A 23,278-nucleotide genomic window follows, 5' to 3' on the forward strand; every position below is an offset into this window, starting at 1 on the left:
CCGTGCGGCCGGTTCTTCAACCAGAGCGGCAGCTACCCCAACTGCCCGGGCGGCGCGTCGCACCACTACGACATGTCGCTGTGGCTCACGGCCGGTTTCGGCGGCGGCGCGGGCGGCGACTGGGGCCAGCGCATCGGCAGCGAGTACTTCATGAGCAACCTCAACGCCGACAACATCCACATCCTGCTGCACGAGATGGGGCACTCGTTCGGCCTGGACGACTTCTACGACTGGACGCCCACGGGGCAGTGCTGCTTCATCATGAAAGCGGGCAGCGCCACCTCGATCACGGAGTTCGACGCGTGGATGCTGCGCGACTGGTGGCGGCACCTGAAGAGCCGCTACGGCCTCTGACGCGGCTTCGGTCCGCCTGTGATCCCGCGTCCGGGCGCGGGGATCACAGGCGGGGTCAGGGCAGCCAGCTAACCCTGCCGTGCAGCAGCGCGTACCCGACGAAGGCCACGGTGTCGATCAGCGTGTGCGCCACGACCAGCGGCATCGCCCGGCCCCACCGCTGGTAGAGGCGGCCGAACACCAGCCCCATCACCACGTTGCCGACGAACCCGCCGAACCCCTGGTACAGGTGGTACGAGCCGCGCAGCAGCGCCGAGATCACCAGCGACCGCCAGGGGCCGTGGCCGGCCTGCGCCAGCCGGTGCAGCAGGTAGCCGGCGACCAGCACCTCCTCCAGCACGCCGTTCTGCGCGGCGGCGAGCACCAGCACCGGCACCCGCCACCACTCGTCGGGCAGGGCCCCGGCGACCACCGTGAGGTTGACCCCGGCGGCGTACACGGCGAGGTAGAACGCCAGCCCCGTGCCGCCGATCACGGCCGCGAGCGTCGCGCCGCGCCGCAGGTCGCGACCCGGCTCGCGGGCGTCCACGCCGATGGCGCGCATGGACTCGCCGGAGCGGACGAGCAGGTAGGCGACGAGCGCGACGGGCGCCACCGTGATGGCGATGTCCACGAGCTGGAGCGCCAGGTCGAGCCAGGGCCGTCCGGGCGCGAGCGAGGGGGTGAGCACGGCGCGCTGGCCCCTGAGCTCCTTCGGGGCCGTGAGGGCGCCCACCAGGCGGACGAGCGCCACCAGGCCGCTCGCGCCGAGCGACACGGCGAAGACCACGAATATCTCGGCTCGGATGAGCCGCGGCGTGAGCTCGGAGACGCCTGCGGGGGCGGTCGGCGTGTGCATGGCCGCAGGGTAGCCGCCGGGCCGTCGGTCCCGAGTAAGGGGTTGGGGGTGCCCGCCAGGGCGACTCGGGCATATTGTCCTATATAGGCATTTTTCGGGTATTGAGCTCACTTCGAGAGTGAGGCACCGCCCATGGGTGACCAGGCCAGCTACTTCTTCGGCCCCGCAGACGACCTGCCGGGACTCGACGAGCTGCTGGCCCACGCCGTGGGGAACACCGGCTCGCACATGGGCGGCGTCTACCTCCTCACCCCCGGCCAGAACGCGTTGCGCCTGGAGGTGGCGATGGGGCTTCCCTCGCCCATCGCCAGTCAGTGGTCCCGGCTCCGTCTGGAGAGCCTGGCCCCCGCCTCCAACGCGCTGCGCGAACGGCGCCTGATCTGGGTGCCCGGCCAGGAGGAGATGGCCCGGTACTTCCCGGACGCCGCGCTCGTCCTGCCGTACAGTTTCTCGACCGCCGCCGCGCCCATCTACACCGAGCCGGACGACTGGGGAACGCTTCTTCTCCTGTGGCCCTCGCCGCACGCCTCCGACCTCAACCGGCACGAGCGGGACGTCATCGAGATCACCTGTCGCAGGATGGGCGTGCTGCTGCGGCGGGCCGCCGAGGCCGGGCGCCGCGTCGTGCCCGGCGAGCGCCCCCGCCTTCTCGTCGCCGCCCGCGGGAACACCCCGGACATGGAGGAGGCGCTGGCCGCGCTCGACTACGTCAACCGGCTGCCCGAGGGCTGCTGCGCGCTCGACATGGACGGCCGCGTCACGTTCATCACCCAGCGCGCGGCCGACATGCTGGGCGGCAAGGTGTCCGAGCTGCTGGGGGCCCGGCCGTGGGACGTGCTGCCGTGGCTGCGGGACCCGGTCTTCGAGGACCACTACCGGGCCGCCGCCCTCAGCAACCGGGTCACCGCGTTCACCGCCCGCAACCCGCGCGGCGAGCGGCTCGCCTTCGAGCTGCACTCCGATCCGCTCGGCATCAGCATCCGCGTCGTCCCCGTCCCGGGGCCGGCCCTCCAGGGGCCGCCCGGGGCGACCGAGCCGCTGATCAGGCCGATCCGGGCGGACACGCTCTACAACCTGGTCCACCTCGCGGCCACCCTCACCCGGGCCGTCACCGTCCAGGACGTCGTCGACCTCGTCAGCGAGCAGGTCATGGTGCTCTGCGACGCCCAGGGCATGGCCATCCTGCTCGCCGAGAACGGCCGGATGCTGGTGGTCGGCTCCCACAACTACGAGACGGAGATCATCGACCACTTCGACGGCCTGCCGCTCACCGCGCACACCGCGAGCCAGCACGTCATGCTGACCGGCGAGGCGGCGTTCTTCGAGAGCTGGGACGACCTCGTCGCGCGGCACTCCGACGCGATACGCCAGCCCGGCATGTCCGCGTGGGCGGTGCTGCCGCTCATCGCCTCCGACCGCCCGATCGGCACCTGCGTGCTCTCGTACGCGCGCCCGCGCGCCTTCACCGCCGACGAGCGGTCCACGCTCACCTCCCTGGCCGGGCTGGTCGCCCAGGCCCTGGAACGCGCCCGGCTCTACGACGTCAAGCACCAGCTGGCCGAGGCGCTCCAGGCGAGCCTGCTCCCCAGCGCGCTGCCCGCCATCCCACGGCTGGACGTGGCCGCCCGCTACCTGCCCGCCACCCTCGGCATGGACATCGGCGGCGACTTCTACGACCTCATCAGCCTGGACGACACCACGGCCGCCGCCGTCATCGGCGACGTCCAGGGCCACGACATGACCGCGGCGGCCCTCATGGGGCAGGTGCGCACCGCCATCCACGCCCACGCGACCGCCGGCGCGAGCCCCGGCGAGGTCCTGTACCACACCAACCGGCTGCTCATCGACCTCGCGCCCGACCTGTTCACGAGCTGCCTGTACGTCAACCTCGACCTGGCCCGGCACACCGCCTGCGTGGCCAGCGCCGGACACCTCCCGCCCCTGCTGCGCCGGCCCGGCGAGCCCGCGGAGATCATCGACATGCCCTCGGGGCTGCTGCTTGGGCTGGACCCGGAATCCGACTATCCGACGCTGGAGCTGCCGCTGCCGCCCGGCTCGCTGCTCGCCCTCTACACCGACGGCCTGATCGAGGTGCCGGGCGTCGACATCGGCGAGGGCATGGAGGCCCTGGGCCGCCGCCTCACCCGCAGCGCCGGCCGCCCCCTGGCCATGGTCGCGCAGACGCTCATCGACCACGCGCTGGACGTCCAGCAGCGCACTGACGACATCGCCCTGCTGCTGCTGAAGCACGTCTGAAAATCCGAAGGTAGCTGGAACCCCCGGCTTGACTCCACGCCCGCGCGGCCCTATAAACACATTATATCTACTAAATAAGTGGGAAATAGGGAGAACCGATGAACGCTCGCGGGCTTCGCGGGGTGGTGGCCGCCGTGGCGGCTCTGGCACTCACGACCTTGACCGCGGCCTGCGGGGGGTCCGGCGGCGACAGCAAGGCCGGCACCGCGCCGGCTGAGGTGCGGCTCGGGTTCTTCCCGAACATCACCCACGCCACCGCCCTCGTGGGCGTCGAGAAGGGCCTGTTCGCCAAGCACCTCGGCAGCGGCACCACGCTCAGGACCAGCACGTTCAACGCCGGCCCCGCCGCGATCGAGGCCGTCTTCTCCGGCGCCATCGACGCCACCTACGTCGGCCCCAACCCGGCCATCAACGCCTGGTCCAAGTCCAAGGGCAAGGCCATCAAGATCGTCGCCGGGGCGGCCTCCGGCGGCGTGTTCCTCGTCGTCAAGCCCGGCATCACCACCCCCGAGCAGCTCAAGGGCAAGAAGATCGCCACCCCGCAGCTCGGCAACACCCAGGACGTCGCCCTGCGCTACTGGCTGACCGAGAAGGGCCTGAAGACTGACACCAAGGGCGGCGGCGACGTGCACATCGTCCCGCAGGAGAACTCCCAGACCATCCAGACGTTCGCCACCGGCGACATCGACGGCGCCTGGGTGCCCGAGCCGTTCGCCAGCCGCCTCATCAAGGAGAGCGGCGGCAAGGTCCTCGTCGACGAGCGCGACCTGTGGCCGAACAAGCAGTTCGTCATCACCCACCTGATCGTCCGGCAGGAGTTCCTCAAGGAGCACCCCGACACGGTCCGCAAGCTCATCGAGGCGCACGTCGAGGCCAACGCGCTGATCAAGTCCGACCCGGCGGGCGCCGCCCGGACCGCCAACGCCGCGCTGGAGAAGCTCACCGGCAAGCCGCTCAAGCCCGAGGTCCTCGACAGCGCGTTCAAGAACATCACCTTCACCGACGACCCGATCGCCTCGTCGCTGGTCGGCAGCGCCGAGCACGCCACCAAGGTCGGCCTGCTGGACCCCGTCGACCTGAACGGCATCTACGACCTCAAGATCCTCAACGAGGTCCTGGCCGCCAAGGGCCAGCCGGCCATCTCGGACAAGTGACGATCTCGGACAAGTGACGATCTCGGACCAGTGACTCTCGGACAACCGACTCTCGGACAACCGACGGAGGTGCCATGACCGCTCCGCTCACGGAGCAGGCCGGCGGGCGGGTCGGCGGGCAGGAGCCCGCCGTGCGCATCCAGGCCGTCTCCAAGATCTACGGGCAGGGCAAGGCGGGACTGCAGGCCCTGGACAACGTGGCCCTCGACGTCGCGCCCGGCGAGTTCGTGTGCCTGCTCGGCGCCTCCGGCTGCGGCAAGAGCACGCTGCTCTCCCTGGTCGCCGGCCTCGACGCGCCCACCGCCGGCCGCATCGACGTCGACCGCGACCGGATCGCGCTCATGTTCCAGGAGCCCGCGCTGTTCCCCTGGCTGACCGTCTCGGCCAACGTCGAGATGGCGCTGCGGGCCAAGGGCCTCAGCCGGCAGGAGCGGCGGGACAGCGCTGCGGAGTTCCTGGACATCGTGCACCTCGGCGGATTCGGCAAGAAGCGGCCCCACGAGCTGTCGGGCGGCATGCGGCAGCGCGTGGCCCTGGCCCGGGCCCTCGCCCAGGACGCCGACGTCCTGCTCATGGACGAGCCGTTCGGGGCGCTCGACGCGATGACCCGCGACCTGCTCCACGACGAGCTGGAGCGCATCTGGCGCGAGCGCGACCTCGCCGTCCTGTTCGTCACCCACAACGTCCGCGAGGCCGTCCGGCTCGGCGACCGGGTCGTGCTGCTGTCCAGCCGTCCCGGCCGGGTGGTGGAGGACTTCCCGGTCACGCTGCCCCGGCCCCGCCGTACCGACTCGGCCGAGGTCGCCGGGCAGGCCGGCGAGATCACGCAGCGCCTGCGCGAGGAGGTCATGCGCCACGGCTTCACGCAGCCCGGCGCCCAGGAGGTCGCCCCCGATGGCCGCTGACACACACGCCCGGCAGATCGCCGGGCTCGACGCCCTGGAGCTCACCCCGGCGAGGCGCGCCGGCCTGCTCACCCGCGCCTGGGCCGGCGCGTGGCCGGTCGCCCTGGCGGTGGCCCTGGTGCTCGCCGCCTGGGAGCTCGTCGTGCTGGCCGGCTGGTGGCCCGAGTACGTCTTCGCCGGGCCGCTCACCACGCTCGGCGCGCTCGGCGAGCGGCTCGGCGAGGCCGAGTTCTACCAGGCCTTGTCGGTCACCATGCGCCGCGCCGTCGTCGGGTTCGCCCTCGCGATCGCCGTCGGGCTGGTCGTCGGGGCGCTGGTGTCGCGGATCAGGCCACTGCGCCGTGCCGTCGGCTCCCTCATCACCGGGCTCCAGACGATGCCGTCCATCGCCTGGTTCCCGCTGGCGATCCTGCTGTTCGGGCTGAGCGAGAGCGCCATCCTGTTCGTGGTGGTGCTCGGCGCCGCGCCGTCCGTCGCCAACGGCCTGATCGCCGGCGTGGACTACACGCCGCCGATCCTGCTGCGGGCCGGGCACATGCTCGGCTTCCGGCGGCTCGCCCTGTACCGCCACGTCATCCTGCCGGCCTCGCTGCCGTCGTTCCTGGCCGGGCTCAAGCAGGGCTGGGCGTTCGCCTGGCGCTCGCTGATGGCCGGCGAGCTGCTGGTCATCATCGCCAACCGGCCGTCGCTGGGCGAGCAGCTGCACTTCGCCCGCGAGCTGGCCGACTCGCCCGGCCTGCTCGCCACCATGATCGTGATTCTGGTCATCGGCATCTTCGTGGACCGGCTGTTCGGCGTCGCCGACGACGCCCTGCGCCGCCGCTGGGGCCTTCACCAGGTGACCAACTGAGCGATATGCGGATCTCCGCCCGGACCCAGTACGCCCTGAGAGCCGCCGCAGAGCTGGCCGCCGCCCCACCCGGGCCGGTGCCCGCCGAGCGCATCGCGGCGGCCCAGGGCATCCCCCGCAAGTTCCTCGACAACATCCTGCTCCAGCTGCGCCGCGCCGGCCTCCTGCACAGCCAGCGCGGCCCCGACGGCGGCTACTGGCTCGCCCACCCCAAGGACCAGATCAGCCTGGCCGACATCATCACGGTGGTGGAGGGCGTCCCGGAGGGGGGTGACCACGGCGGGTATCCGGGGGTGGCGCGGCCCCTGGCGGACGTGTGGAGCGCGTTGCGGGACCACGAGGAGACGCTCCTGTCGGAGATCACCCTCGCGCACGTCGCCCAGGGCGCCCTCCCCGGCGCGCACCACCAGGACCACCAGGTCCCCGGCCCCCGCCCGCCCACGGAGGACGTGACACCGGCCGGCTCCGGGACCCGCGACGGCGACGACTGACCTCAGCCCGAGGCGACGACTGAGCCCTGCCCCGGGGCGGAGACGGGCGCCCGGCCGGGGCGGCGGGCGTCCGGCCGTACCGGAGGAGGGCACTCCGTCACCGGCCGGACGGTTTCGGCGGTGGCCGGCGTGGCACAGACCCGATGTGAACGACGTCTGGGATCTGGTGGTCGTCGGCGGCGGCCCGGCGGGAGCGGCGGCGGCGCTGCGGGCGGCGCAACTGCGCCCCGGAGCGCGCGTCCTGCTGCTCGACAAGTCCGGCTTCCCGCGCGACAAGGCGTGCGGCGACGGCATCGCGGCCCACGGCCGGGACGAGCTGGCCCTGCTCGGCCTGCCGGGCCTCATCGACGACTACCGGCCCACCTCCCGCCTCTCGGTGGTGTCCCCGAGCGGTGCGCGGGTCAGCGCGGAGGCGGCCCGGCCCAACCACGTGGTGCCGCGCCGGGTGTTCGACGCCCGCCTGGTCGAGGCCGCCCGGGCGCGTGGCGTCGAGGTCCGCCGCCATCGCGTCCGCGCGATCGACCAGAGCGGGCCGTACACCGTCATCGACGCGGACATCGCCGCCCGCGCCGTCGTGGCCGCCGACGGCGCCCACTCCACGCTCCGCCGCCTCGCCGGTCTCGCGGCCAACACCGCCCAGCACACCGCCATCGCCGTACGCGGGTACGCCGACGTGCCCGGCTCCGAGGACGCCCAGCTCATCGCCATGCAGAAGGAGGGCTGGCCGGCCTACGCCTGGTCGTTCCCCATCGGCGACGGCACCGCGAACGTGGGGTTCGGGATGCTGCTGCCCCGCCTGCACGCCGTCGGGCCGCCCGGGCGGCAGGTGCTGCACGGCCGCCTCGCCGAGTTGCTGCCCGACCGGCCGGCCCGGGACCTGCGCGCCCACCACCTGCCGTTGTCCTCCGGACGGCCGGCGCCCGGCGCGGGCCGCGTCATGCTCGCCGGCGACGCCGCCAGCCTGATCAACCCGCTCACCGGCGAGGGCATCTACTACGCCCTGCTGTCGGGCCGGCTGGCGGGGGAGGCGGCCGTCGAGGCGCCCGGCGACCCGCTGCCCGTCTACCGGCGCAAGCTCCGCGCGGCCCTCGGCCCGCACCTGCGTACCACCGACGTGCTGGCCCGCCTCGCCCAGTCGCCGGGGTTCATCGACGCGGCCATCGGGACGGCGGCGCGCCGCAAGGAGGTGTTCGACCTGCTGGTGGAGGTGGGGCTGGGGGCGGGGATGGTGCCGCTGCCGATGGCGCTCGCGGTGGCCCGCCGCTGGCTGCGCGACTCCGTGTCCGGCCTCCTCCGTACCCCCCACGGCCGGTGAACCGCGTCCGGCCGGTGCGGCCTCACGCGGTGAGGGCGGGGCCGTTGGCGAGCAGCACGAGGACGCCCACCGCCGCCACCCCGATCGCGGCCGCGAACGGCGCCCGCGCGGCCCGCCCGTGCAGCAGCGTGCCCGCGACCACCATCACGCCCGTCACCGCCACCGCCAGCCACCCAGCGGCGCCCGCGTCGCCCGGCGGGGCGAAGACCAGCAGCCACGTGGCCGCCAGCAGCGGCAGCGGGGCCAGCAGCAGCGTGCGCTCCGCGCCGAGCCGCTGCGGCCACCCGCGCACCCCCGCCGCCAGGTCGTGCGGGATGTCCGGCAGGACGTTCGCCAGATGGGCGCCGCACCCCAGCAGGGCCCCGGCCGCCACCGCCCACCAGGCCGGCCACGGGTGCGCCGGCAGGCCGAGCGTCACGAAGGCGGGCAGCGAGCCGAACCCCACCGCGTACGGGAGCCACGACCAGATCGTGGCCTTCACGCCCAGGTCGTAGGCCCACGCGGCGCCCACGCCGATCAGATGCGCGGCCCCGGCGAGCAGGCCGGACGCCAGCGAGAGCGGCACGCACAGCAGCAGCGCGGCGAACGCGGCGTCGCGGACGGTCCGCGCGCCGACCGCGCCGTCCACGATCGGCTTGCCGGAGCGCCCGGCCGCCACGTCGAGGCGGGCGTCCACCGCGTCGTTGCACCAGCCGACCGAGAGCTGCCCGGTGAGGACGGCCGCCGCCACGAGCGCGCACCCGGCCGCGTCGCGCCCGCTCGCCACGGCGAGCGCGGTCACCAGGGACGTCACCGCGACCGTCGGCCCGGGATGGCACGCCCGCGCCAGCCCGCCGGCCACCCGCCGGAGTCCGCTCACGCGCGCCGCCTCACCACCCGTCACCCCCCGATCGTAGGCCGCGCCTGCCCGCCGCCGAGATCCCCACGCCCTGTCCCACCGCTGCCGGATGATCGAAGGGACAAGGGATTGTGGTCATCGCGATGGCTTAGCGGGCGCCCGGGAGGGAAGCGTCCCGAGGGTCGGAGTCGTACAGCGCCACGAGCCGGAGAGCCCAGATGACCCGTATCGCTGCCGTCCGCACCTCCTTCCCGCCCAACCGCTACCCCCAGGCTGAGCTGACGGACATGGCGGCGCGGATGTGCCTGCCCGACGGCGCCGACCGGCGGCTGCTCGACCGGCTGCACCGCAGCGCCCGCGTCGACTTCCGCAACCTCGCCCTCCCGATGGAGGACTACGACAAGATCGACGGCTTCGGCGCGGCCAACGACGCGTACATCGCCGCGGCCGTCGAGCTGGGCGCGGAGAGCGTGGGCGGGGCGATCAAGGCGGCCGGGCTGGAGCCGGAGGACGTGGACATGATCATGTTCGCGTCGGTGACCGGCGTGGCCGCGCCCTCGGTGGACGCCCGCCTGGTCGACCGGCTGGGCCTGCGGCGGGACGTCAAGCGCGTGCCGGTGTTCGGGCTCGGCTGCGTCGCGGGGGCGGCGGGGATCGCCCGGCTGCACGACTACCTGCGCGGCTGGCCCGGCCATGCGGCGGTCCTGCTGTCGGTCGAGCTGTGCTCGCTGACCGTGCAACGCGGTGACTCCTCGCCCGCCAACCTGGTGGCGAGCGCGCTGTTCGGCGACGGCTCGGCGGCCGTGGTGGCCTGCGGCGGCGAGCGGGAGGCGCGCGGGCCGACGGTGGTGGCCACGCTCGGCCACCTGTACCCCGACTCCGGGCACGTCATGGGCTGGGAGGTGCGCGACACGGGGTTCGGCGTGCTGCTGGACGCCAGTGTGCCGGACATGGTCCGGCGCTACCTGGCCGACGACGTGCGGAGCTTCCTCGCCGGGCACGGGCTCACCGCCCGCGACATGGCCGTCTGGGTGTGCCATCCCGGCGGCCCGAAGGTGCTGGAGGCCGTGGCCGACGTGCTCGACCTGCCGGACGGGGCCCTGGAGCTGACCTGGCGCTCCCTGGCCGCCAACGGGAACCTGTCGTCCTCTTCCGTTCTGCACGTCCTGGGTGACACGCTCGACGAGCGCCGGCCGGAGCCGGGGGAGTACGGGCTGCTGCTCGCCATGGGGCCCGGTTTCTGCTCCGAGCTGGTCCTGCTCCGCTGGTAGTCGTGTCTCCGAAGTCCGCCGATCTCGCTCCACCGCGCCGGGAGTGGCCATGCTCTGGTATCTGACGCTCATCCTGCTCGTCGGCCTGGAACGCCTGGCCGAGCTGCGCATCGCCCGCCGCAACGCCCGATGGAGCCTCGAACGCGGCGGCGTCGTCACCGGCCAGGGCCACTACCCGTGGATGGTGGCCCTGCACACCGGTCTGCTGGCCGGCGCGCCGCTGGAGGTCGCCCTGGCCGACCGGCCGTTCCTGCCCGCCCTGGGCTGGCCGATGCTGGTCCTCGTCGCCGCCGCCCAGGCGCTGCGCTGGTGGTGCATCACGTCCCTCGGCCCGCGCTGGAACACCCAGGTGATCGTGGTGCCGGGGTTGCCGCTCGTGACGCGCGGGCCGTACCGGCTCGGGTGGCTGCGGCACCCCAACTACGTCGCCGTCGTCGTGGAGGGCGCCGCGCTGCCGCTCGTCCACACGGCGTGGGTCACCGCGCTCGCGTTCACGCTGCTCAACGCGGTGCTGATGGTCGTCCGCATCCGCTGCGAGAACACGGCGCTGGCCACCGCCGGCGGGCGGGCGGTCGCGTGATCGACGTCCTCGTGGCCGGCGGCGGGCCCGCCGGCCTGGCGACCGCCATCCACGCGGCCCTGGCCGGGATGGAGGCGGTGGTCGTGGAGCCGCGCGCCACGCCGGTGGACAAGGCGTGCGGCGAGGGGCTGATGCCCGGCGGAGTGGCGGCGCTGACCGCGATGGGCGTGGAGCTCTCGGGCCGGCCGCTGCGCGGCATCCACTACCTCGACGGCCGGCACTCCGCCCGCGCCCCGTTCCGCGCCGCCGAGGGGCTGGGGGTGCGGCGGACCGTGCTCCACGCCGCCCTCGCCCGGCGGGCCGCCGAGCTGGGCGTCAAGACCGTCACGGGCCGGATCGGGTCCGTGTCCCAGGACCGCGAGGGCGTGGAGGCGGGCGGGCTGCGCGCCCGGTGGCTCGTCGCGGCGGACGGCCTGCACTCGCCGATCCGCCGCTCGCTCGGCCTCGGGCTGCCCGACGGGGGCCCGCGCCGGTACGGGCTGCGCAGGCACTACCGCGTGGCCCCGTGGACGGACCACGTGGAGGTCCACTGGTCCGGCGGCGGTGAGGCGTACGTGACGCCGGTGGCCGGCGACCTCGTCGGGGTGGCGATCCTGAGCACCCGCCGGCACGGCTACGCCGAGCACCTCGACGCGTTCCCGGCCCTGCTCGCCCGCCTGCGGGGAGCGCCCGCGACGGCGGTGCGCGGCGCCGGGCCGCTGCGCCAGCGCGTGCGGGCCCGCGTCGCCGGGCGGGTGCTGCTGGTGGGCGACGCCGCCGGCTACACCGACGCGCTCACCGGCGAGGGGGTGTCGCTGGCGGTGCGGTGCGCCCGGTCACTGGTCGGCTGCCTGCGCCAGGGCCGGCCGCAGGAGTACGAGCAGGCGTGGCTGCGGCTGTCGCGGGCGCACCGGCTGCTCACGGGGGCCCTGGTGTACGCGGCCGGCCGCCCGGGCATGGCCCGCCTCGTCGTGCCGGCCGCCCAGCGCCTCCCGGGCGTCTTCACCGCCACGGTCCGCGCCCTGTCGTAGTCCCACCATCCTGGATCGTCCCAAATCTGTGCATGGCCGGGCACGCCGCCCGGCCGTCACGCGGGACCCGCCGGACACTGCTGTCATGAATGCGCGCGACACGGACGCGGCTCCGGAGCCGGCCGAGTTCGGGGGAGCGGTGTACGGCTCGCTGCTCGCGGCCTCCGTGGTCGCCGGCAGCGCCGCCGGCACGCCGAGCCCGCCGGGAGATCTGGTGCTGCTGCTGATCAGCACGGGCGTGGTGTTCTGGCTGGCGCACCTGTACGTCAGGCTGGTCGAGCGCGGCCTGCACCCGCTGACGTGGCGGCGGATACGCGCGGCCGGGCGGCAGGAGTGGCCGCTGGCCCAGGCCGCGGTGCCGCCGGCCGTGGCGGTCGCGCTGGCCTCCCAGCTGGGGATGTCGAACGAGGCGGCCACCTGGGTGGCGCTGGGCGTCGCGGTGGCGACCCAGGTCGCCTGGGCCGTCGCGGCGGCGGTGTCGGCGGGCTCGGGCAAGGGCGTGGTCGTGGTGTCGGGGATCACGAACCTGCTGCTCGGGCTGGTGATCATCGCGCTGAAGACCCAGGTCGCCGGCCACTGACGGTTCACCGACCGGCCTCGCCGCCGGTCAGGTGGTGATGCGGCCGGTCCGTACCAGCCGGTCGACGGCCTCGGCTACGGCCTCCAGCGAGGTGTGGCGCGGGCGGTGGCCCAGGAGGCGCGCGGCCTTCTCCATCGAGCAGTGGGGGCTGTGCGCGATGTGGTCGTAGGTGACGCGGGCGTCGTTCTCCGGCACCGTCTCGCGCCAGCGCTCCCACGGCAGGTACGCCAGCCGCGCCTCGCGCCCGAACCAGCCCGCCACCGCCTCGGCATAGCCGCGCAGCGTGAGCGCGGTCGTGGCGACCGAGTGGAAGCTCTCCCCGACGGAGGCCGACGGGGCCGCCAGCGCGTCCATGAACAGCCGCGCCACGTCGTCGGCGTGGACGTGCTGGACCGTCTCCATGCCGAGGTTGGGCAGCGTGACCTCGTCGCCGTCGGCCAGCGCCTGGAACACGCCGATGTCGAGGTTGCCCGCCGGGTTGACCGGAACCCAGCCCGGCCCGGTGATGTGGCCCGGGTGGATCAGCGTGGCGGGGAACCCGTCGCGGTGCGCCCGGTCGAGCAGGTACGACTCGATGGCCGCCTTCTGGCGGCCGTACTCGCCGATGGGGCGGCGCGGCCGGTCCTCGGTGGTGGGCACCCGGGTGCTGGGGCCGTGGACCCAGATCGTGCCGCAGTGCAGGAAGTGGCGCACGCGCCCGGTCAGGGCCGTGGCGAGCCGGCGGGCGCTCTCCTCGGTGAAGCAGATGAGGTCGATGACCGCGTCGGCGTCGAGGTCGGCGATCCGCCGGCCGAACGCGCCGTCCGCCTCCTCCGCCTCGCGGTCGGCGGTCACGGTGGTGACCCGGGACCAGGCGCCGTGGGGGGTGTACGGCTCACGCTTGCCGCGGCTGACGGCCACCACCTCATGACCCGCGTCGACCAGCCGGGGGACCAGGTAGGTGCCGATGTGACCACTGGCACCGATCACCACTACGCGCATGCGCCCCAGCCTAGACCGGCGGCCCGCCCCCGTTCGAGGGGTCGCCCTGTGGGGAGGCGCCCGCCGGGGAGTCCGGCGAGGTCAGGAGCGGAGGGCGGCGGCGACGCTGTCGGACAGCGGGGTCGTCGGGCGGCCGATGAGCCGCGACAGCTCGCCGCTCGTCCCGGCCAGCAGCCCGCGCGCGATGGCGCCGTCGATGTCGAGCAGCAGGGCGACGACGGGCTCGGGCAGGCCGGCGGCGGTGAGGATCTCCCGGTGCTCCTCGGGGGTCACGCTCCGGTACGTGACCTCCTTGCCGGACTGCCGGGACACCTCCGCCGCGTACTCGTCCAGGTCCCAGGCGACGTCGCCGCTCAGCTCGTACGCCTTGTTCTCGTGGCCCTCGCCGGTGAGCACGGCGACGGCCGCGGCGGCGTAGTCGGCGCGCGCGGCCGAGGCGACCCGGCCCCGGCCGGCGCTTCCGACGAGGGCGCCCCGCTCCAGGACCTCGCCGAGGCTCTCGGTGTAGACCTCGGTGTACCAGCCGTTGCGCAGGAAGGTGTGGGGAACGCCGGCGTCGATGATGGCCTGCTCGGTGTACTGGTGGTCGCGGGCCAGGTCGAAGTCGGCCTTCGGACCGCCGAGGACGCTCGTGTAGGCGAGGAGGGCGACCCCGGCGTCCTTGGCGGCGTCCACGACCGCCTGGTGCTGGGCGGCGCGCCGCCCGACCTCGTTGCCGGAGATGAACAGCACCCGGTCGCCGGCCGCGAAGGCGCCGCGCAGGCTCGCGGGGTCGTCGTAGTCGGCGACGCGGAGCTCGACCCCGCGGGCGGCCAGGTCGGCGGCCTTGTCCTTGTCCCGCACGACGGCCGCGACCTGGTCCGCGGGGACCCGGTCGAGCAGTTGCCGGACGGCGAGGCGGCCGAGAGATCCGGTGGCTCCGGTGACGACGTACATGGTGATCCCTTTCGTGGCGGGGTGTTCGTGACCCACCATGGCACTTTCTCACAGAAAGCGCAAACTTAAAGTTAGTGCTAACCAAGAGGTAGCATCAGGGCATGGACGCACTCGCACAGCCCGCCACCGAGGCGGAGCGGACTCTGCCGGCGCTGGAGTTCGACGTCTTCGCCCGCGCCTGCCCCTCCCGCGCGACCTTCGAGCACATCACCGGCCGCTGGGGTCCCCTGGTCCTGCTCGGCCTGCACGAGCACGCCATGCGCTTCAACGAGCTGCGCCGCCGCGTCGACGGGGTGAGCGACAAGATGCTCACGCAGACGCTGCAACTGCTCGAACGTGACGGATTCGTCGACCGGCGCGCCCGTGAGGGTTTCCCGTCGCGGGTGGACTACAGCCTCACGCCGCTCGGCGAACGCGCCGCCGTGCGGCTGTTCGCCCTCATCGAGCAACTGGAGGCGGACATGCCCGAGGTGCTGGAGGCCCAGGCCGCTTATGACAGCCGGCGTTCCGGGTGACGGACAATGGGCACGTCGCCGGCTTGCCGGAAAAAGGCGGGGGGATAAATGTCCAACCGTGAGCGGTGGAAAATCTTCGGAATGTACGCGGCCTGAACAAGGCCGTTGTCGAGGAGCGGCGCGGCCCTTTGTTTTCCGAACTCCGAGGTATCATGGCTGCATCGGAGTCGTCCCGTGCGGGCGCGTCGTCGGCGTGCGCGCCGGCGCGTCAGGCCGCTCACCGCGAGGGCGGGCGGCCTTGCGCCGCCGGTCACAGCAAGAGCTGGACCGTCGTGTTGTCACCGGCCACCAGGACGATGGCCACGACGACGGCGATCAGGCTGACGACGAGAAAGGTTCGGCGTGGCGGTCGTACGCGGAACTCTCCGTCGATCCTGATCCTCAGGTGGCGAGAGGACTTCGGCATGACGCCCTCCTTCGGGTGGGTAATGGTCCGGCGGGGTCCGCTGGTTGTGGTCCGATGGGCCCCGCCGGGCTGTGATAACGAGCGTATCCCCACTAATGCACGACGCCAACGATTTCCAGCTTCAACACGTCAATAAGGATTAGTGGCGGGTGCTTCACCGTCCTCGGTAAAGGCGCGACTACGCAAAAATCATCAGGTTGATGCCGCGCGGTGGATTGAAATGGCGAGCAGCCGAGCACCGTGAGCCTGATGGTCGCGGACGAGACGGGCCGGGAGTCGCTCCCTGAGATCCGCGTGCTCGGCCCCCGCCGAGCGGAAGGCCCCCGCCGGGCGGAAGACCGCCGCCGGCGGCGCGGAGGCCGGCAACGGCTCCGTCGAGCGGCTGTACGGCTCGCAGCGTGGCAGTCTCGCCACATGCCGGACGGATTGCTCCGCGATATTCCTGGCGGTCGGCACGGCATTTCTCGCCGTACGGACGAATGCGCCGGGATTTATACTCGGATAAAAGCGGAGTTATTCGGAAATATCGGCGTCGGCGGTGAGGGCGCGCGCCACCGTGAGGCTGTCCTCGTAGATGTGGTATCGCGTGATCAACCCGTCCTCGACCGTGAGGTGGAGCGCGAAGGCCGAGGTGTAAGCCTGCCCGTTCGCCCGCACGGTCTGCCTGATGTGCCCCAGGACGACCGCGTCGGCCCCGTCCACCAGGATCCGCGTGACCGACGTGCCGTTCAGTTCGGGCACGTGGTACGCCTCCAACATGCGGAAATGTCCGGCCACGTCACCCCGGCCGGTGCGCCGCCGGATCCACGGCACGGCGGGGTGCCCCTCCTCCGGCCAGTCGAGCTGCCAGTCGATCTCCTCGGCGAACAGCTCGGCGGCCCCGTCGTGGTCGCCCTTGGCCATCCGGCCGAGCAGCTCTTCGACGATCTTCCGGGTCATGACGGGTCCCTTTCCCTGGACTGTGCGGCCAGTCTCGTGGAAGCCGATAGGCAAGTCGATTACCTCTCACGTAAGCGTTCCGCCGTACCCGGCGTTCCCGCGCGCCGCCCTCCCCCCAGGGTCGACGCCCGGGGAGGCGCCGGGTCAGCGGAGCTGGATGCCGATGACGCAGGTGTCGTCGTCCGTGTCGGACTTGCTGTACGTGAGCAGGTGGTCGAGCCGCTGCTCCAGCGACGACACCTCGGCCGTGGCGACCGTGAGGAGCTGCCGCTGGGAGTGCTCCAGGCTGCGGTCCTTCCGCTCGATGAGCCCGTCGGTGTACATGAGCAGCACGTCGTCCTTGAGGAGCTGGACGCTGCCCTCGTCGTACCTCGCCTCGGACAGCGCCCCCAGCAGGACGCCGTCGATCATCGGCAGCTCCGACGACTCGCCGTCGCGCAGCATGATCGGCGGGAAGTGCCCGGCCCTGGCCCAGCGCAGCACCCGCGTCTCCGGGTCGAACAGCGCGCAGACGGCCGTCGCCGTCACCTGCTCGGTCAGGTGGTGGGCGACGAGGTTGAGCCAGGTGAGGAGCTGCGCGGGCCCGGCGCCGGTGGTGGCCAGGCCGCGCAGCGCGTTGCGCAGGACCACCATGCCGGTGGCCGCCTCGATGCCGTGGCCGGCCACGTCGCCGAGCGACAGCAGCACCTGCTTGGACGGCAGCACCACGCAGTCGTACCAGTCGCCGCCGACCAGCGCCTCCTCCTCGGCGGGCCGGTAACGGACGCCGATCCGGAGGTCGAACGCCTCGATCGGGCCGTGCGTGGGCGGCATGATCGCCTGCTGGAGCTGGAGAGCCAGGCGGTTGCGCTCGGCCGCCTGCTGCTCGCTGTGCGCGAGCTGGTCACGCGTCGCGGCGAGTGCCACCTCCGTCCAGTGCTGTGCGGAGATGTCCTGGTACGCGCCACGCACGCAGAGCAGCCGCCCGTTGGCGTCCAGCACCGGCTCGGCGACCACCCGGATGTGCCGTGACACCCCGTCGGAGCGCCGGAGCCGGAAGGCGGTGGACGCGGGCCGCTGGTGGTGCAGCAACCCGCGCAGGAAGCGGCCGAGGGCGACGCCGTCGTCCGGGTGGGCGTGCCGGGGGAGCTGCTGGAGCGGGATCGGCGCCGCGTTGGCCGGCAGGCCGAGCAGGGCGAAGAGCTGGCCGTTCCAGGTGATCTCGCCGGTGACGACGTTCTCCTCGAAGCCGCCCATGCGGCCGAGCCGCTGCGCGTGCTGGAGCAGCCCCGCCACCCGCGCCGCCTCGTCCAGCACGCGCCACACCAGCAGCACGCAGTCGCCGTGGCGGCTGACGCTGACGTTGGCGACGGCGGTCAGCGGCACCTGGTCGATGATGGCGGTCAGCTGCATCCGCTCGGTCCGGAACGCCTCGCCGGTGGCGTGGACGCGCTCGACCTTCTCGAACAGGCCGCCCTCGCCCGCCGCCATCGGGTACGCCTCCAGCAGCAGCGCGCCGTTGACCGCGGCCCGGGGGCGGCCCGCGAAGTCGACGAAGTTCGTGTTGGTGTGCTGGATGAGGAAGTCGACGAGCCGCCCGTCGGCGTCGAGGTGGGGTCGCAGGACGAGGGCGGGGTCGTGCAGGCCGTCGGCCAGGTCGATCAGGTCCGACTGGGGCGGGCGCAGGACCGCCTGCAAGGCCGGGTGCCCCTCCAGGGTGTGGGCGATCAGCTCGGCCAGCGCCTCCACCTGCCGCTGGACCGACTGCGGCTGCGGCGGCAGACGATGCGTCCAGGCGATCTCCAGCACGCCGAGGATGCGTCCTCCGGTGCCCGCGGGGACGGTGACCCGGCCGCCGCTCTGCGAGGGCTGATGGCCGATCGAGGGCAGCCCGAACTCCGACAGGTCGGCGAACCACACGGTGCCCCGCTCCACCAGCGCCTGCCGGGCGGGCGTCGCGACGCCGGGCGGCACGTACCGCCACCGCTCCGCCTCACCGGCCGCGAACCCCGCCGCGCCGGCCAGGGTGAGCGAGCCGTCCGTGCCGGCCGCCCACACGGCGACGGCCGTGGCGCCGAGCGGCGACAGCGCGTGCTGGAGCAGCGACTCGCTGACCGTCTGGGTGTCGTCCGCGGCGAGGACCCCGCTCTCCGCGGTGCGCAGCCGCACGGCGATCGACGTGTGGTCGCCGGAGTCGCCGGGGTCGCCGCCACCGGGGCCGGGCGCGGCGCCCTCGCGGCCGGTGGCCGCGCTGACGAACTGGCTGGCCGCCTCGGTCAGCCGGTCCTGCGCGGCCTGGTTGACGATGTCGGCGGCCAGTTCGAGCTGCGTCAGCCGGGTCCGCTCGGCGAGGGCGGCGAGCTGCCTGGCGGCCTCGGCCGGGTTGCAGCCCAGCCGCTCCACCAGGATGCCCTTGGCCAGCTCGATCAGGGCCCGGCCGTCGGCCGCCGCGTGCGCCTCGCGCACCTCACGGCGCAGCCGCTCCACGGTGGCGGCCAGCCGCCCGAGGCGGGTGCCCTCATCGGCGGGCTGCTGGGAGTCGTGCACGTCCTGCTCCTCGACGCTGGTCGTAGCTGCTGTGGGCCCGGGCGGGCGGGATGGCGCCGCGAGCGGCTACCTGCCCAGCCGGCGCTGGATCCGGGCCAGCAGGTCGTCGGCGTCGACCGGCTTGGTGACGTAGTCGCTCGCCCCCGAGGCCAGGCTCTTCTCCTGGTCGCCCGGCATCGCCTTGGCCGTCACCGCGATGATGGGCAGGTCGGCGTACTGCGGCATCGCCCGGATGGCCGCCGTGGCCGCGTAGCCGTCCATCTCCGGCATCATCACGTCCATCAGCACGATGTCGATCTCCGGGTGGGCGGTGAGGGTCTCGATGCCCTTGCGACCGTTCTCGGCGTGCAGCACCTGGAGGCCGTGGATCTCCAGGATGCCGGTCAGCGCGTACAGGTTGCGGGCGTCGTCGTCGACGACCAGCACGGTACGGCCGGCGAGCGACCCGTCGCCCGCCTGCGTCACCGGCCGCTGCACCTCCTCGGGCCTGACGAGCGGCAGCACGTCGTGCGGCCCCTCGGCCGACAGGTGCAGCGCGATGCGCTCACGCAGCTCGTCCAGGCTGGAGAGCAGTTCGAGCGGCTGGGTGCCGGTGCGGGCCTGCAGGTTGGACTCCTGCCCGGGGTCCAGCCGCCAGTTGTTGTAGGCCAGGACGGGCACGCCCCGCAGCGCCGAGTCGCCGTCCATGTCCTCCAGGAAGCGCAGCGCCGCGCCGTCGGCCATGTCCAGCTCCAGCACGATGCAGTGGTACGCCTGGGCCGCGAGGGCGGTGGCCGCCTCCTGCACCCCGACGGCGTTGATGACCTCGACGGGCCCGCGCTGGTCGCCCCGGTCGCGGTTGTTGGCCAGGTCGGCCACGGCGCTCTCGGCCACCAGCGACAGCAGCCCGCGATCGCGGCCCTCGATCACCAGCAGCCGGCGCTGCTGCTGCGGCTGGGGCGGCGACACCGCCGGCGTGACGGTCACCGAGCCGGACTCCAGCACCTCGCGGGCGTCGCGCTCCGGGGCGGAGGAGCCCGCCGGCGGCTCGTCGAAGTCGGGGCGCGCCACCGGCAGGTAGAGGGTGAACACGCTGCCCTTGCCCGGGGAGCTCTGGGCGGTGATCGCGCCGCCGAGCAGGTAGGCGATCTCGCGGCTGATCGACAGGCCGAGCCCGGTGCCGCCGTACTTGCGGCTGGTGGTGCCGTCGGCCTGCTGGAACGCCCCGAAGATGGCCTCCAGGTGCTGCTCGGCGATGCCGATGCCGGTGTCCTTGATCCGGAAGGCGATGGCCGAGCCGTGCATGCGCACCGAGGACGGGACCTCGGTGGTCGAGGCCGGCTCGATGTGCAGCTCGACGCTGCCCGCCTCGGTGAACTTCACCGCGTTGGACAGCAGGTTGCGCAGGACCTGGCGGAGCCTGGAGTCGTCGGTCAGCACGTCGACCGGGACGCCGGCGGCCGTGGTGACGACGAAGTCGAGGCTCTTCTGCATGGTCATCGGGCGGAACGTGGCCTCGATGTCGTCGAGGAGCTGCCGCAGCGGCACCCGCTCGGGCGCGATGTCCATCTTGCCCGCCTCGACTTTGGACAGGTCGAGGATGTCGTTGATGAGCTGCAGCAGGTCGGAGCCGGCCGAGTGGATGATGCTCGCGTACTCGACCTGCTTCGGGGTGAGGTTGCGCGTGTGGTTCTGCGCCAGGAGCTGGGCCAGGATGAGCAGGCTGTTGAGCGGGGTGCGCAGCTCGTGGCTCATGTTGGCCAGGAACTCGCTCTTGTACTTCGAGGCCAGCGCGAGCTGCTGGGCGCGGGTCTCCAGCTCCTGCCGGGCCTGCTCGATCTCCAGGTTCTTGGTCTCGATGTCCCGGTTCTGGGTGGCCAGCAGGGCGGCCTTCTCCTCCAGCTCGGCGTTGGAGCGCTGGAGCTCCTCCTGCTGGTTCTGCAGCTCCTCCGAGCGGGCCTGGAGCTCCGCGGTGAGCCGCTGCGACTCGACGAGCAGCTCGTCGGTGCGGGCGTTGGCGATGATGGTGTTGACGTTGACGCCGATGGCCTCCATCAGCTGGTCCAGGAACGCCCGGTGGACCGCGGTGAACGCGTAGACCGAGCCCAGCTCGATGACGCCGAGCACCTGCTCCTCGACCACGATCGGCAGCACGATGACCGAGGTCGGCGTGGTCTCGCCGAGCGCGGAGGAGACCTTGACGTAGTCGGCCGGCACGCCGTCCATCGCGATCGTGCGCCGGGTGCGGGCGGCCTGCCCGATCAGCGACTCGCCCAGCCTGAAGCGGGTGGGCCGGTCGGTCCCGGCCGGGTAGCCGTAGGCGTTGATGAGCTTCAGCTCGGCGCCGGCCGGCGACTCCTCGGCGAGGAAGAAGGCGCCGTACTGGGCGGACACGAGCGGGGCCAGCTCGCTCATGACCAGCTCGGCCACGGCGCTGAGGTCGCGGTGGCCCTGCATGAGGCTGGAGATGCGGGCCAGGTTGGACTTGAGCCAGTCCTGCTCCTGGTTGGCGCGGGTGGTCTCGCGCAGCGAGCCCACCATCGAGTTGATGTTGTCCTTCAGGTCGGCCAGCTCACCCTCGGCGTCCACCGTGATGGAGCGGGTCAGGTCGCCGGAGGTGACTGCGCTGGTGACCTCCGCGATGGCGCGCACCTGGCGGGTGAGGTTGCCGGCCAGCTCGTTGACGTTCTCGGTGAGCCGCTTCCACGTGCCGGAGACGCCCTCGACCTCGGCCTGGCCGCCCAGCCGGCCCTCGCTGCCCACCTCGCGGGCGACGCGGGTGACCTCGGCGGCGAACGAGGAGAGCTGGTCGACCATCGTGTTGATGGTGGTCTTGAGCTCCAGGATCTCGCCGCGGGCGTCGACGTCGATCTTCCTGGTCAGGTCGCCCCTGGCGACGGCCGTGGTGACCTGGGCGATGGAGCGCACCTGGTTGGTCAGGTTGTCGGCCATCGAGTTGACGTTGTCGGTGAGGTCCTTCCACGTGCCGGCCACGTTGGGGACCCGGGCCTGGCCGCCGAGCTGGCCCTCGGTGCCGACCTCGCGGGCGACGCGGGTGACCTCGTCGGCGAACGCGGACAGCGTGTCGACCATCGTGTTGATCGTCTGGGCGAGCGCGGCGACCTCGCCGCGGGCGTCGACCGTGATCTTCTGCGACAGGTCGCCCTTGGCGACCGCGGTGGCCACCTGCGCGATGGACCGCACCTGGCCGGTCAGGTTCGAGGCCATGAAGTTGACGTTGTCGGTGAGGTCCTTCCAGGTTCCCGACACGCCCCGCACGGTGGCCTGGCCGCCGAGCTGGCCCTCGGTGCCGACCTCGCGGGCGACGCGGGTGACCTCGTCGGCGAAGGCGGAGAGCTGGTCGACCATCGTGTTGATGGTCTCCTTCAGCTCCAGGATCTCGCCCCGGGCGTCCACCCGGATCTTCTGCGACAGGTCGCCCTTGGCGACCGCTGTGGTGACCTCGGCGATGGAGCGCACCTGGGCGGTCAGGTTGTCGGCCATGACGTTGACGGACTCCGTCAGCGCCTTCCACGTGCCGGACACGCCCTTGACGTCGGCCTGGCCGCCCAGCCGCCCGTCGGTGCCCACCTCGCGGGCGACGCGGGTGACCTCGTCGGCGAACGAGGAGAGCTGGTCCACCATGGTGTTCAGCGTGTTCTTCAGCTCCAGGATCTCGCCCCGGGCCGACACGGTGATCTTCTGGGACAGGTCGCCGCGGGCGACGGCGGTGGCCACCTGCGAGATGTTGCGGACCTGGGCGGTGAGGTTGCCGGCCATGTAGTTCACCGAGTCGGTGAGGTCGCGCCACGTGCCCGCGACACCCTTCACGTCGGCCTGGCCGCCGAGCTGGCCCTCGGTGCCGACCTCGCGGGCGACGCGGGTGACCTCGTCGGCGAACGAGGAGAGCTGGTCGACCATCGTGTTGACGGTGTTCTTCAGCTCCAGGATCTCGCCCCGGGCGTCCACGGTGATCTTCTGGGACAGGTCGCCCTTGGCGACCGCGGTGGTGACCTCGGCGATGGAGCGCACCTGGCTGGTGAGGTTGCCGGCCATGGCGTTGACCGACTCCGTCAGGTCCTTCCAGGTGCCCGACACGCCGGGCACCTCGGCCTGGCCGCCGAGCCGTCCCTCGGTGCCCACCTCGCGGGCCACCCGGGTCACCTCGGAGGTGAACAGCGAGAGCTGGTCGACCATGCCGTTGAAGACCAGGGCGATCTCGCCCAGCAGCCCGCCGGCGTCGTCCGGCAGCCTGGTGCCGAAGTCGCCGTCACGGACGGCGGTCAGCCCGGCCAGGAGCTGCCGCAGCTCCAGCTCCTGGGCCTTGCTCACACCTCGGCCGGGGCGTGCCTGCTGGCGGGAGCCGCTGGCCGTCGTCTCGCCCATGTTCACCCTCGTTCCGCTGTCCGGCATGCGAGTGCACGTCCGATCATCATTATCGCCATATGGGGCATAACGGGCGGCCGATCCGGGGGCCGCGCAGAGAATGTACCGGCAAGTAAGCCCTGCCGGTACACGCGGGAGACGAGCGTGCGCCCGCGCGGCTCAGCCGTC

The 23,278-nt window shown here is 72.9% G+C and carries 20 protein-coding genes; 12 read left to right on the forward strand and 8 right to left on the reverse strand.

Annotated features, from left to right (window positions below; genetic code table 11):
* A partial coding sequence (locus tag ABZS51_RS37535) for a hypothetical protein (protein ID WP_355451603.1) occupies positions 1-354 on the forward strand: 354 nt, incomplete at its 5' end.
* A gap of 55 nt (positions 355-409) precedes the next feature.
* On the opposite strand, the gene ABZS51_RS37540 is transcribed toward ABZS51_RS37535, so the two are convergent.
* Complete coding sequence (locus ABZS51_RS37540) at positions 410-1,192, reverse strand: type II CAAX endopeptidase family protein (protein WP_355451606.1); 783 nt, start codon at positions 1,190-1,192, stop codon at positions 410-412.
* Positions 1,193-1,324: 132 nt separating this feature from the next.
* Here ABZS51_RS37540 and ABZS51_RS37545 point away from each other — a divergent pair, with 132 nt between their 5' ends.
* The 6 genes from ABZS51_RS37545 (at position 1,325) to ABZS51_RS37570 (ending at position 8,163) form a co-directional block, all read left to right on the forward strand.
* A complete protein-coding gene (locus ABZS51_RS37545) occupies positions 1,325-3,448 on the forward strand; it encodes a SpoIIE family protein phosphatase (RefSeq protein WP_355451609.1) in 2,124 nt (707 codons plus the stop codon).
* Between the two features lie 98 nt (positions 3,449-3,546).
* Positions 3,547-4,602, forward strand: a complete 1,056-nt coding sequence (locus tag ABZS51_RS37550) for an ABC transporter substrate-binding protein (RefSeq protein ID WP_355451612.1) — start codon at positions 3,547-3,549, stop codon at positions 4,600-4,602.
* A gap of 74 nt (positions 4,603-4,676) precedes the next feature.
* A complete protein-coding gene (locus tag ABZS51_RS37555) occupies positions 4,677-5,507 on the forward strand; it encodes an ABC transporter ATP-binding protein (protein WP_355451615.1) in 831 nt (276 codons plus the stop codon).
* Complete coding sequence (locus ABZS51_RS37560; RefSeq protein WP_355451618.1) at positions 5,497-6,357, forward strand: ABC transporter permease; 861 nt, start codon at positions 5,497-5,499, stop codon at positions 6,355-6,357. The genes ABZS51_RS37555 and ABZS51_RS37560 overlap by 11 nt, the downstream gene beginning before the upstream one ends.
* 5 nt (positions 6,358-6,362) lie before the next feature.
* Positions 6,363-6,848 (forward strand): Rrf2 family transcriptional regulator, encoded by a 486-nt coding sequence (locus tag ABZS51_RS37565; protein ID WP_355451620.1) that lies wholly within the window; start codon positions 6,363-6,365, stop codon positions 6,846-6,848.
* Positions 6,849-6,993: 145 nt separating this feature from the next.
* Positions 6,994-8,163, forward strand: coding sequence for an NAD(P)/FAD-dependent oxidoreductase (locus ABZS51_RS37570; protein WP_355451623.1), 1,170 nt, complete (start codon positions 6,994-6,996; stop codon positions 8,161-8,163).
* Between the two features lie 22 nt (positions 8,164-8,185).
* Here the strand turns inward: ABZS51_RS37570 and ABZS51_RS37575 are convergent, their stop codons facing one another.
* On the reverse strand, positions 8,186-9,046 hold the full coding sequence (locus tag ABZS51_RS37575; RefSeq protein WP_355451626.1) for a UbiA family prenyltransferase: 861 nt from the start codon (positions 9,044-9,046) through the stop codon (positions 8,186-8,188).
* A gap of 173 nt (positions 9,047-9,219) precedes the next feature.
* On the opposite strand from ABZS51_RS37575, the gene ABZS51_RS37580 reads away from it, so the two are divergent.
* The 4 genes from ABZS51_RS37580 (at position 9,220) to ABZS51_RS37595 (ending at position 12,442) form a co-directional block, all read left to right on the forward strand.
* Positions 9,220-10,272 carry a 3-oxoacyl-[acyl-carrier-protein] synthase III C-terminal domain-containing protein gene (locus tag ABZS51_RS37580; protein WP_355451629.1) on the forward strand — a complete coding sequence of 351 codons (1,053 nt, stop codon included), beginning with the start codon at positions 9,220-9,222 and terminating at the stop codon, positions 10,270-10,272.
* Between the two features lie 49 nt (positions 10,273-10,321).
* Entirely contained in the window at positions 10,322-10,852 is a 531-nt protein-coding gene (locus ABZS51_RS37585; RefSeq protein WP_355451632.1) for an isoprenylcysteine carboxyl methyltransferase family protein, read from the forward strand.
* Positions 10,849-11,862 carry an NAD(P)/FAD-dependent oxidoreductase gene (locus ABZS51_RS37590; RefSeq protein WP_310716999.1) on the forward strand — a complete coding sequence of 338 codons (1,014 nt, stop codon included), beginning with the start codon at positions 10,849-10,851 and terminating at the stop codon, positions 11,860-11,862. Before ABZS51_RS37585 ends, ABZS51_RS37590 begins: the two co-directional genes overlap by 4 nt.
* 85 nt (positions 11,863-11,947) lie before the next feature.
* A complete protein-coding gene (locus tag ABZS51_RS37595) occupies positions 11,948-12,442 on the forward strand; it encodes a hypothetical protein (RefSeq protein WP_355451635.1) in 495 nt (164 codons plus the stop codon).
* 27 nt (positions 12,443-12,469) lie between these two features.
* Here ABZS51_RS37595 and ABZS51_RS37600 read toward each other — a convergent pair whose 3' ends face one another.
* Complete coding sequence (locus ABZS51_RS37600) at positions 12,470-13,423, reverse strand: NAD-dependent epimerase/dehydratase family protein (protein ID WP_355451638.1); 954 nt, start codon at positions 13,421-13,423, stop codon at positions 12,470-12,472.
* An 81-nt stretch (positions 13,424-13,504) separates the two neighbouring features.
* Positions 13,505-14,398 (reverse strand): SDR family oxidoreductase, encoded by an 894-nt coding sequence (locus tag ABZS51_RS37605; RefSeq protein ID WP_355451641.1) that lies wholly within the window; start codon positions 14,396-14,398, stop codon positions 13,505-13,507.
* A gap of 62 nt (positions 14,399-14,460) precedes the next feature.
* On the opposite strand from ABZS51_RS37605, the gene ABZS51_RS37610 reads away from it, so the two are divergent.
* Positions 14,461-14,874, forward strand: a complete 414-nt coding sequence (locus tag ABZS51_RS37610) for a helix-turn-helix domain-containing protein (protein ID WP_310716991.1) — start codon at positions 14,461-14,463, stop codon at positions 14,872-14,874.
* A gap of 250 nt (positions 14,875-15,124) precedes the next feature.
* On the opposite strand, the gene ABZS51_RS37615 is transcribed toward ABZS51_RS37610, so the two are convergent.
* From ABZS51_RS37615 to ABZS51_RS37630, 4 genes are all read right to left on the reverse strand, one after another.
* Positions 15,125-15,280: a hypothetical protein gene (locus tag ABZS51_RS37615; RefSeq protein ID WP_310716989.1), complete on the reverse strand. Its 156-nt coding sequence runs from the start codon at positions 15,278-15,280 to the stop codon at positions 15,125-15,127.
* A gap of 513 nt (positions 15,281-15,793) precedes the next feature.
* Complete coding sequence (locus tag ABZS51_RS37620) at positions 15,794-16,219, reverse strand: nuclear transport factor 2 family protein (RefSeq protein ID WP_310716988.1); 426 nt, start codon at positions 16,217-16,219, stop codon at positions 15,794-15,796.
* A gap of 144 nt (positions 16,220-16,363) precedes the next feature.
* Positions 16,364-18,745, reverse strand: a complete 2,382-nt coding sequence (locus ABZS51_RS37625; RefSeq protein WP_355451645.1) for a SpoIIE family protein phosphatase — start codon at positions 18,743-18,745, stop codon at positions 16,364-16,366.
* Positions 18,746-18,811: 66 nt separating this feature from the next.
* Entirely contained in the window at positions 18,812-23,110 is a 4,299-nt protein-coding gene (locus tag ABZS51_RS37630) for a HAMP domain-containing protein (protein WP_355451648.1), read from the reverse strand.
* Between the last annotated feature and the right edge of the window lie 168 nt (positions 23,111-23,278).

It is taken from the genome of Nonomuraea sp. NPDC005501, assembly GCF_040605905.1.
Lineage (GTDB): Bacteria > Actinomycetota > Actinomycetes > Streptosporangiales > Streptosporangiaceae > Nonomuraea.

What these genes read in the sequence shown, in the direction of transcription:
- ABZS51_RS37540 (WP_355451606.1), bottom strand. Translation starts at nt 1,192, where the DNA reads ATGCACACGCCGACCGCCCCCGCAGGCGTCTCCGAGCTCACGCCGCGG.
- ABZS51_RS37620 (WP_310716988.1), bottom strand. Translation starts at nt 16,219, where the DNA reads ATGACCCGGAAGATCGTCGAAGAGCTGCTCGGCCGGATGGCCAAGGGC.
- ABZS51_RS37545 (WP_355451609.1), top strand. Translation starts at nt 1,325, where the DNA reads ATGGGTGACCAGGCCAGCTACTTCTTCGGCCCCGCAGACGACCTGCCG.
- ABZS51_RS37630 (WP_355451648.1), bottom strand. Translation starts at nt 23,110, where the DNA reads ATGGGCGAGACGACGGCCAGCGGCTCCCGCCAGCAGGCACGCCCCGGC.
- ABZS51_RS37605 (WP_355451641.1), bottom strand. Translation starts at nt 14,398, where the DNA reads ATGGTGGGTCACGAACACCCCGCCACGAAAGGGATCACCATGTACGTC.
- ABZS51_RS37550 (WP_355451612.1), top strand. Translation starts at nt 3,547, where the DNA reads ATGAACGCTCGCGGGCTTCGCGGGGTGGTGGCCGCCGTGGCGGCTCTG.
- ABZS51_RS37580 (WP_355451629.1), top strand. Translation starts at nt 9,220, where the DNA reads ATGACCCGTATCGCTGCCGTCCGCACCTCCTTCCCGCCCAACCGCTAC.
- ABZS51_RS37565 (WP_355451620.1), top strand. Translation starts at nt 6,363, where the DNA reads ATGCGGATCTCCGCCCGGACCCAGTACGCCCTGAGAGCCGCCGCAGAG.
- ABZS51_RS37595 (WP_355451635.1), top strand. Translation starts at nt 11,948, where the DNA reads ATGAATGCGCGCGACACGGACGCGGCTCCGGAGCCGGCCGAGTTCGGG.
- ABZS51_RS37610 (WP_310716991.1), top strand. Translation starts at nt 14,461, where the DNA reads ATGGACGCACTCGCACAGCCCGCCACCGAGGCGGAGCGGACTCTGCCG.
- ABZS51_RS37615 (WP_310716989.1), bottom strand. Translation starts at nt 15,280, where the DNA reads ATGCCGAAGTCCTCTCGCCACCTGAGGATCAGGATCGACGGAGAGTTC.
- ABZS51_RS37585 (WP_355451632.1), top strand. Translation starts at nt 10,322, where the DNA reads ATGCTCTGGTATCTGACGCTCATCCTGCTCGTCGGCCTGGAACGCCTG.
- ABZS51_RS37560 (WP_355451618.1), top strand. Translation starts at nt 5,497, where the DNA reads ATGGCCGCTGACACACACGCCCGGCAGATCGCCGGGCTCGACGCCCTG.
- ABZS51_RS37600 (WP_355451638.1), bottom strand. Translation starts at nt 13,423, where the DNA reads ATGCGCGTAGTGGTGATCGGTGCCAGTGGTCACATCGGCACCTACCTG.
- ABZS51_RS37555 (WP_355451615.1), top strand. Translation starts at nt 4,677, where the DNA reads ATGACCGCTCCGCTCACGGAGCAGGCCGGCGGGCGGGTCGGCGGGCAG.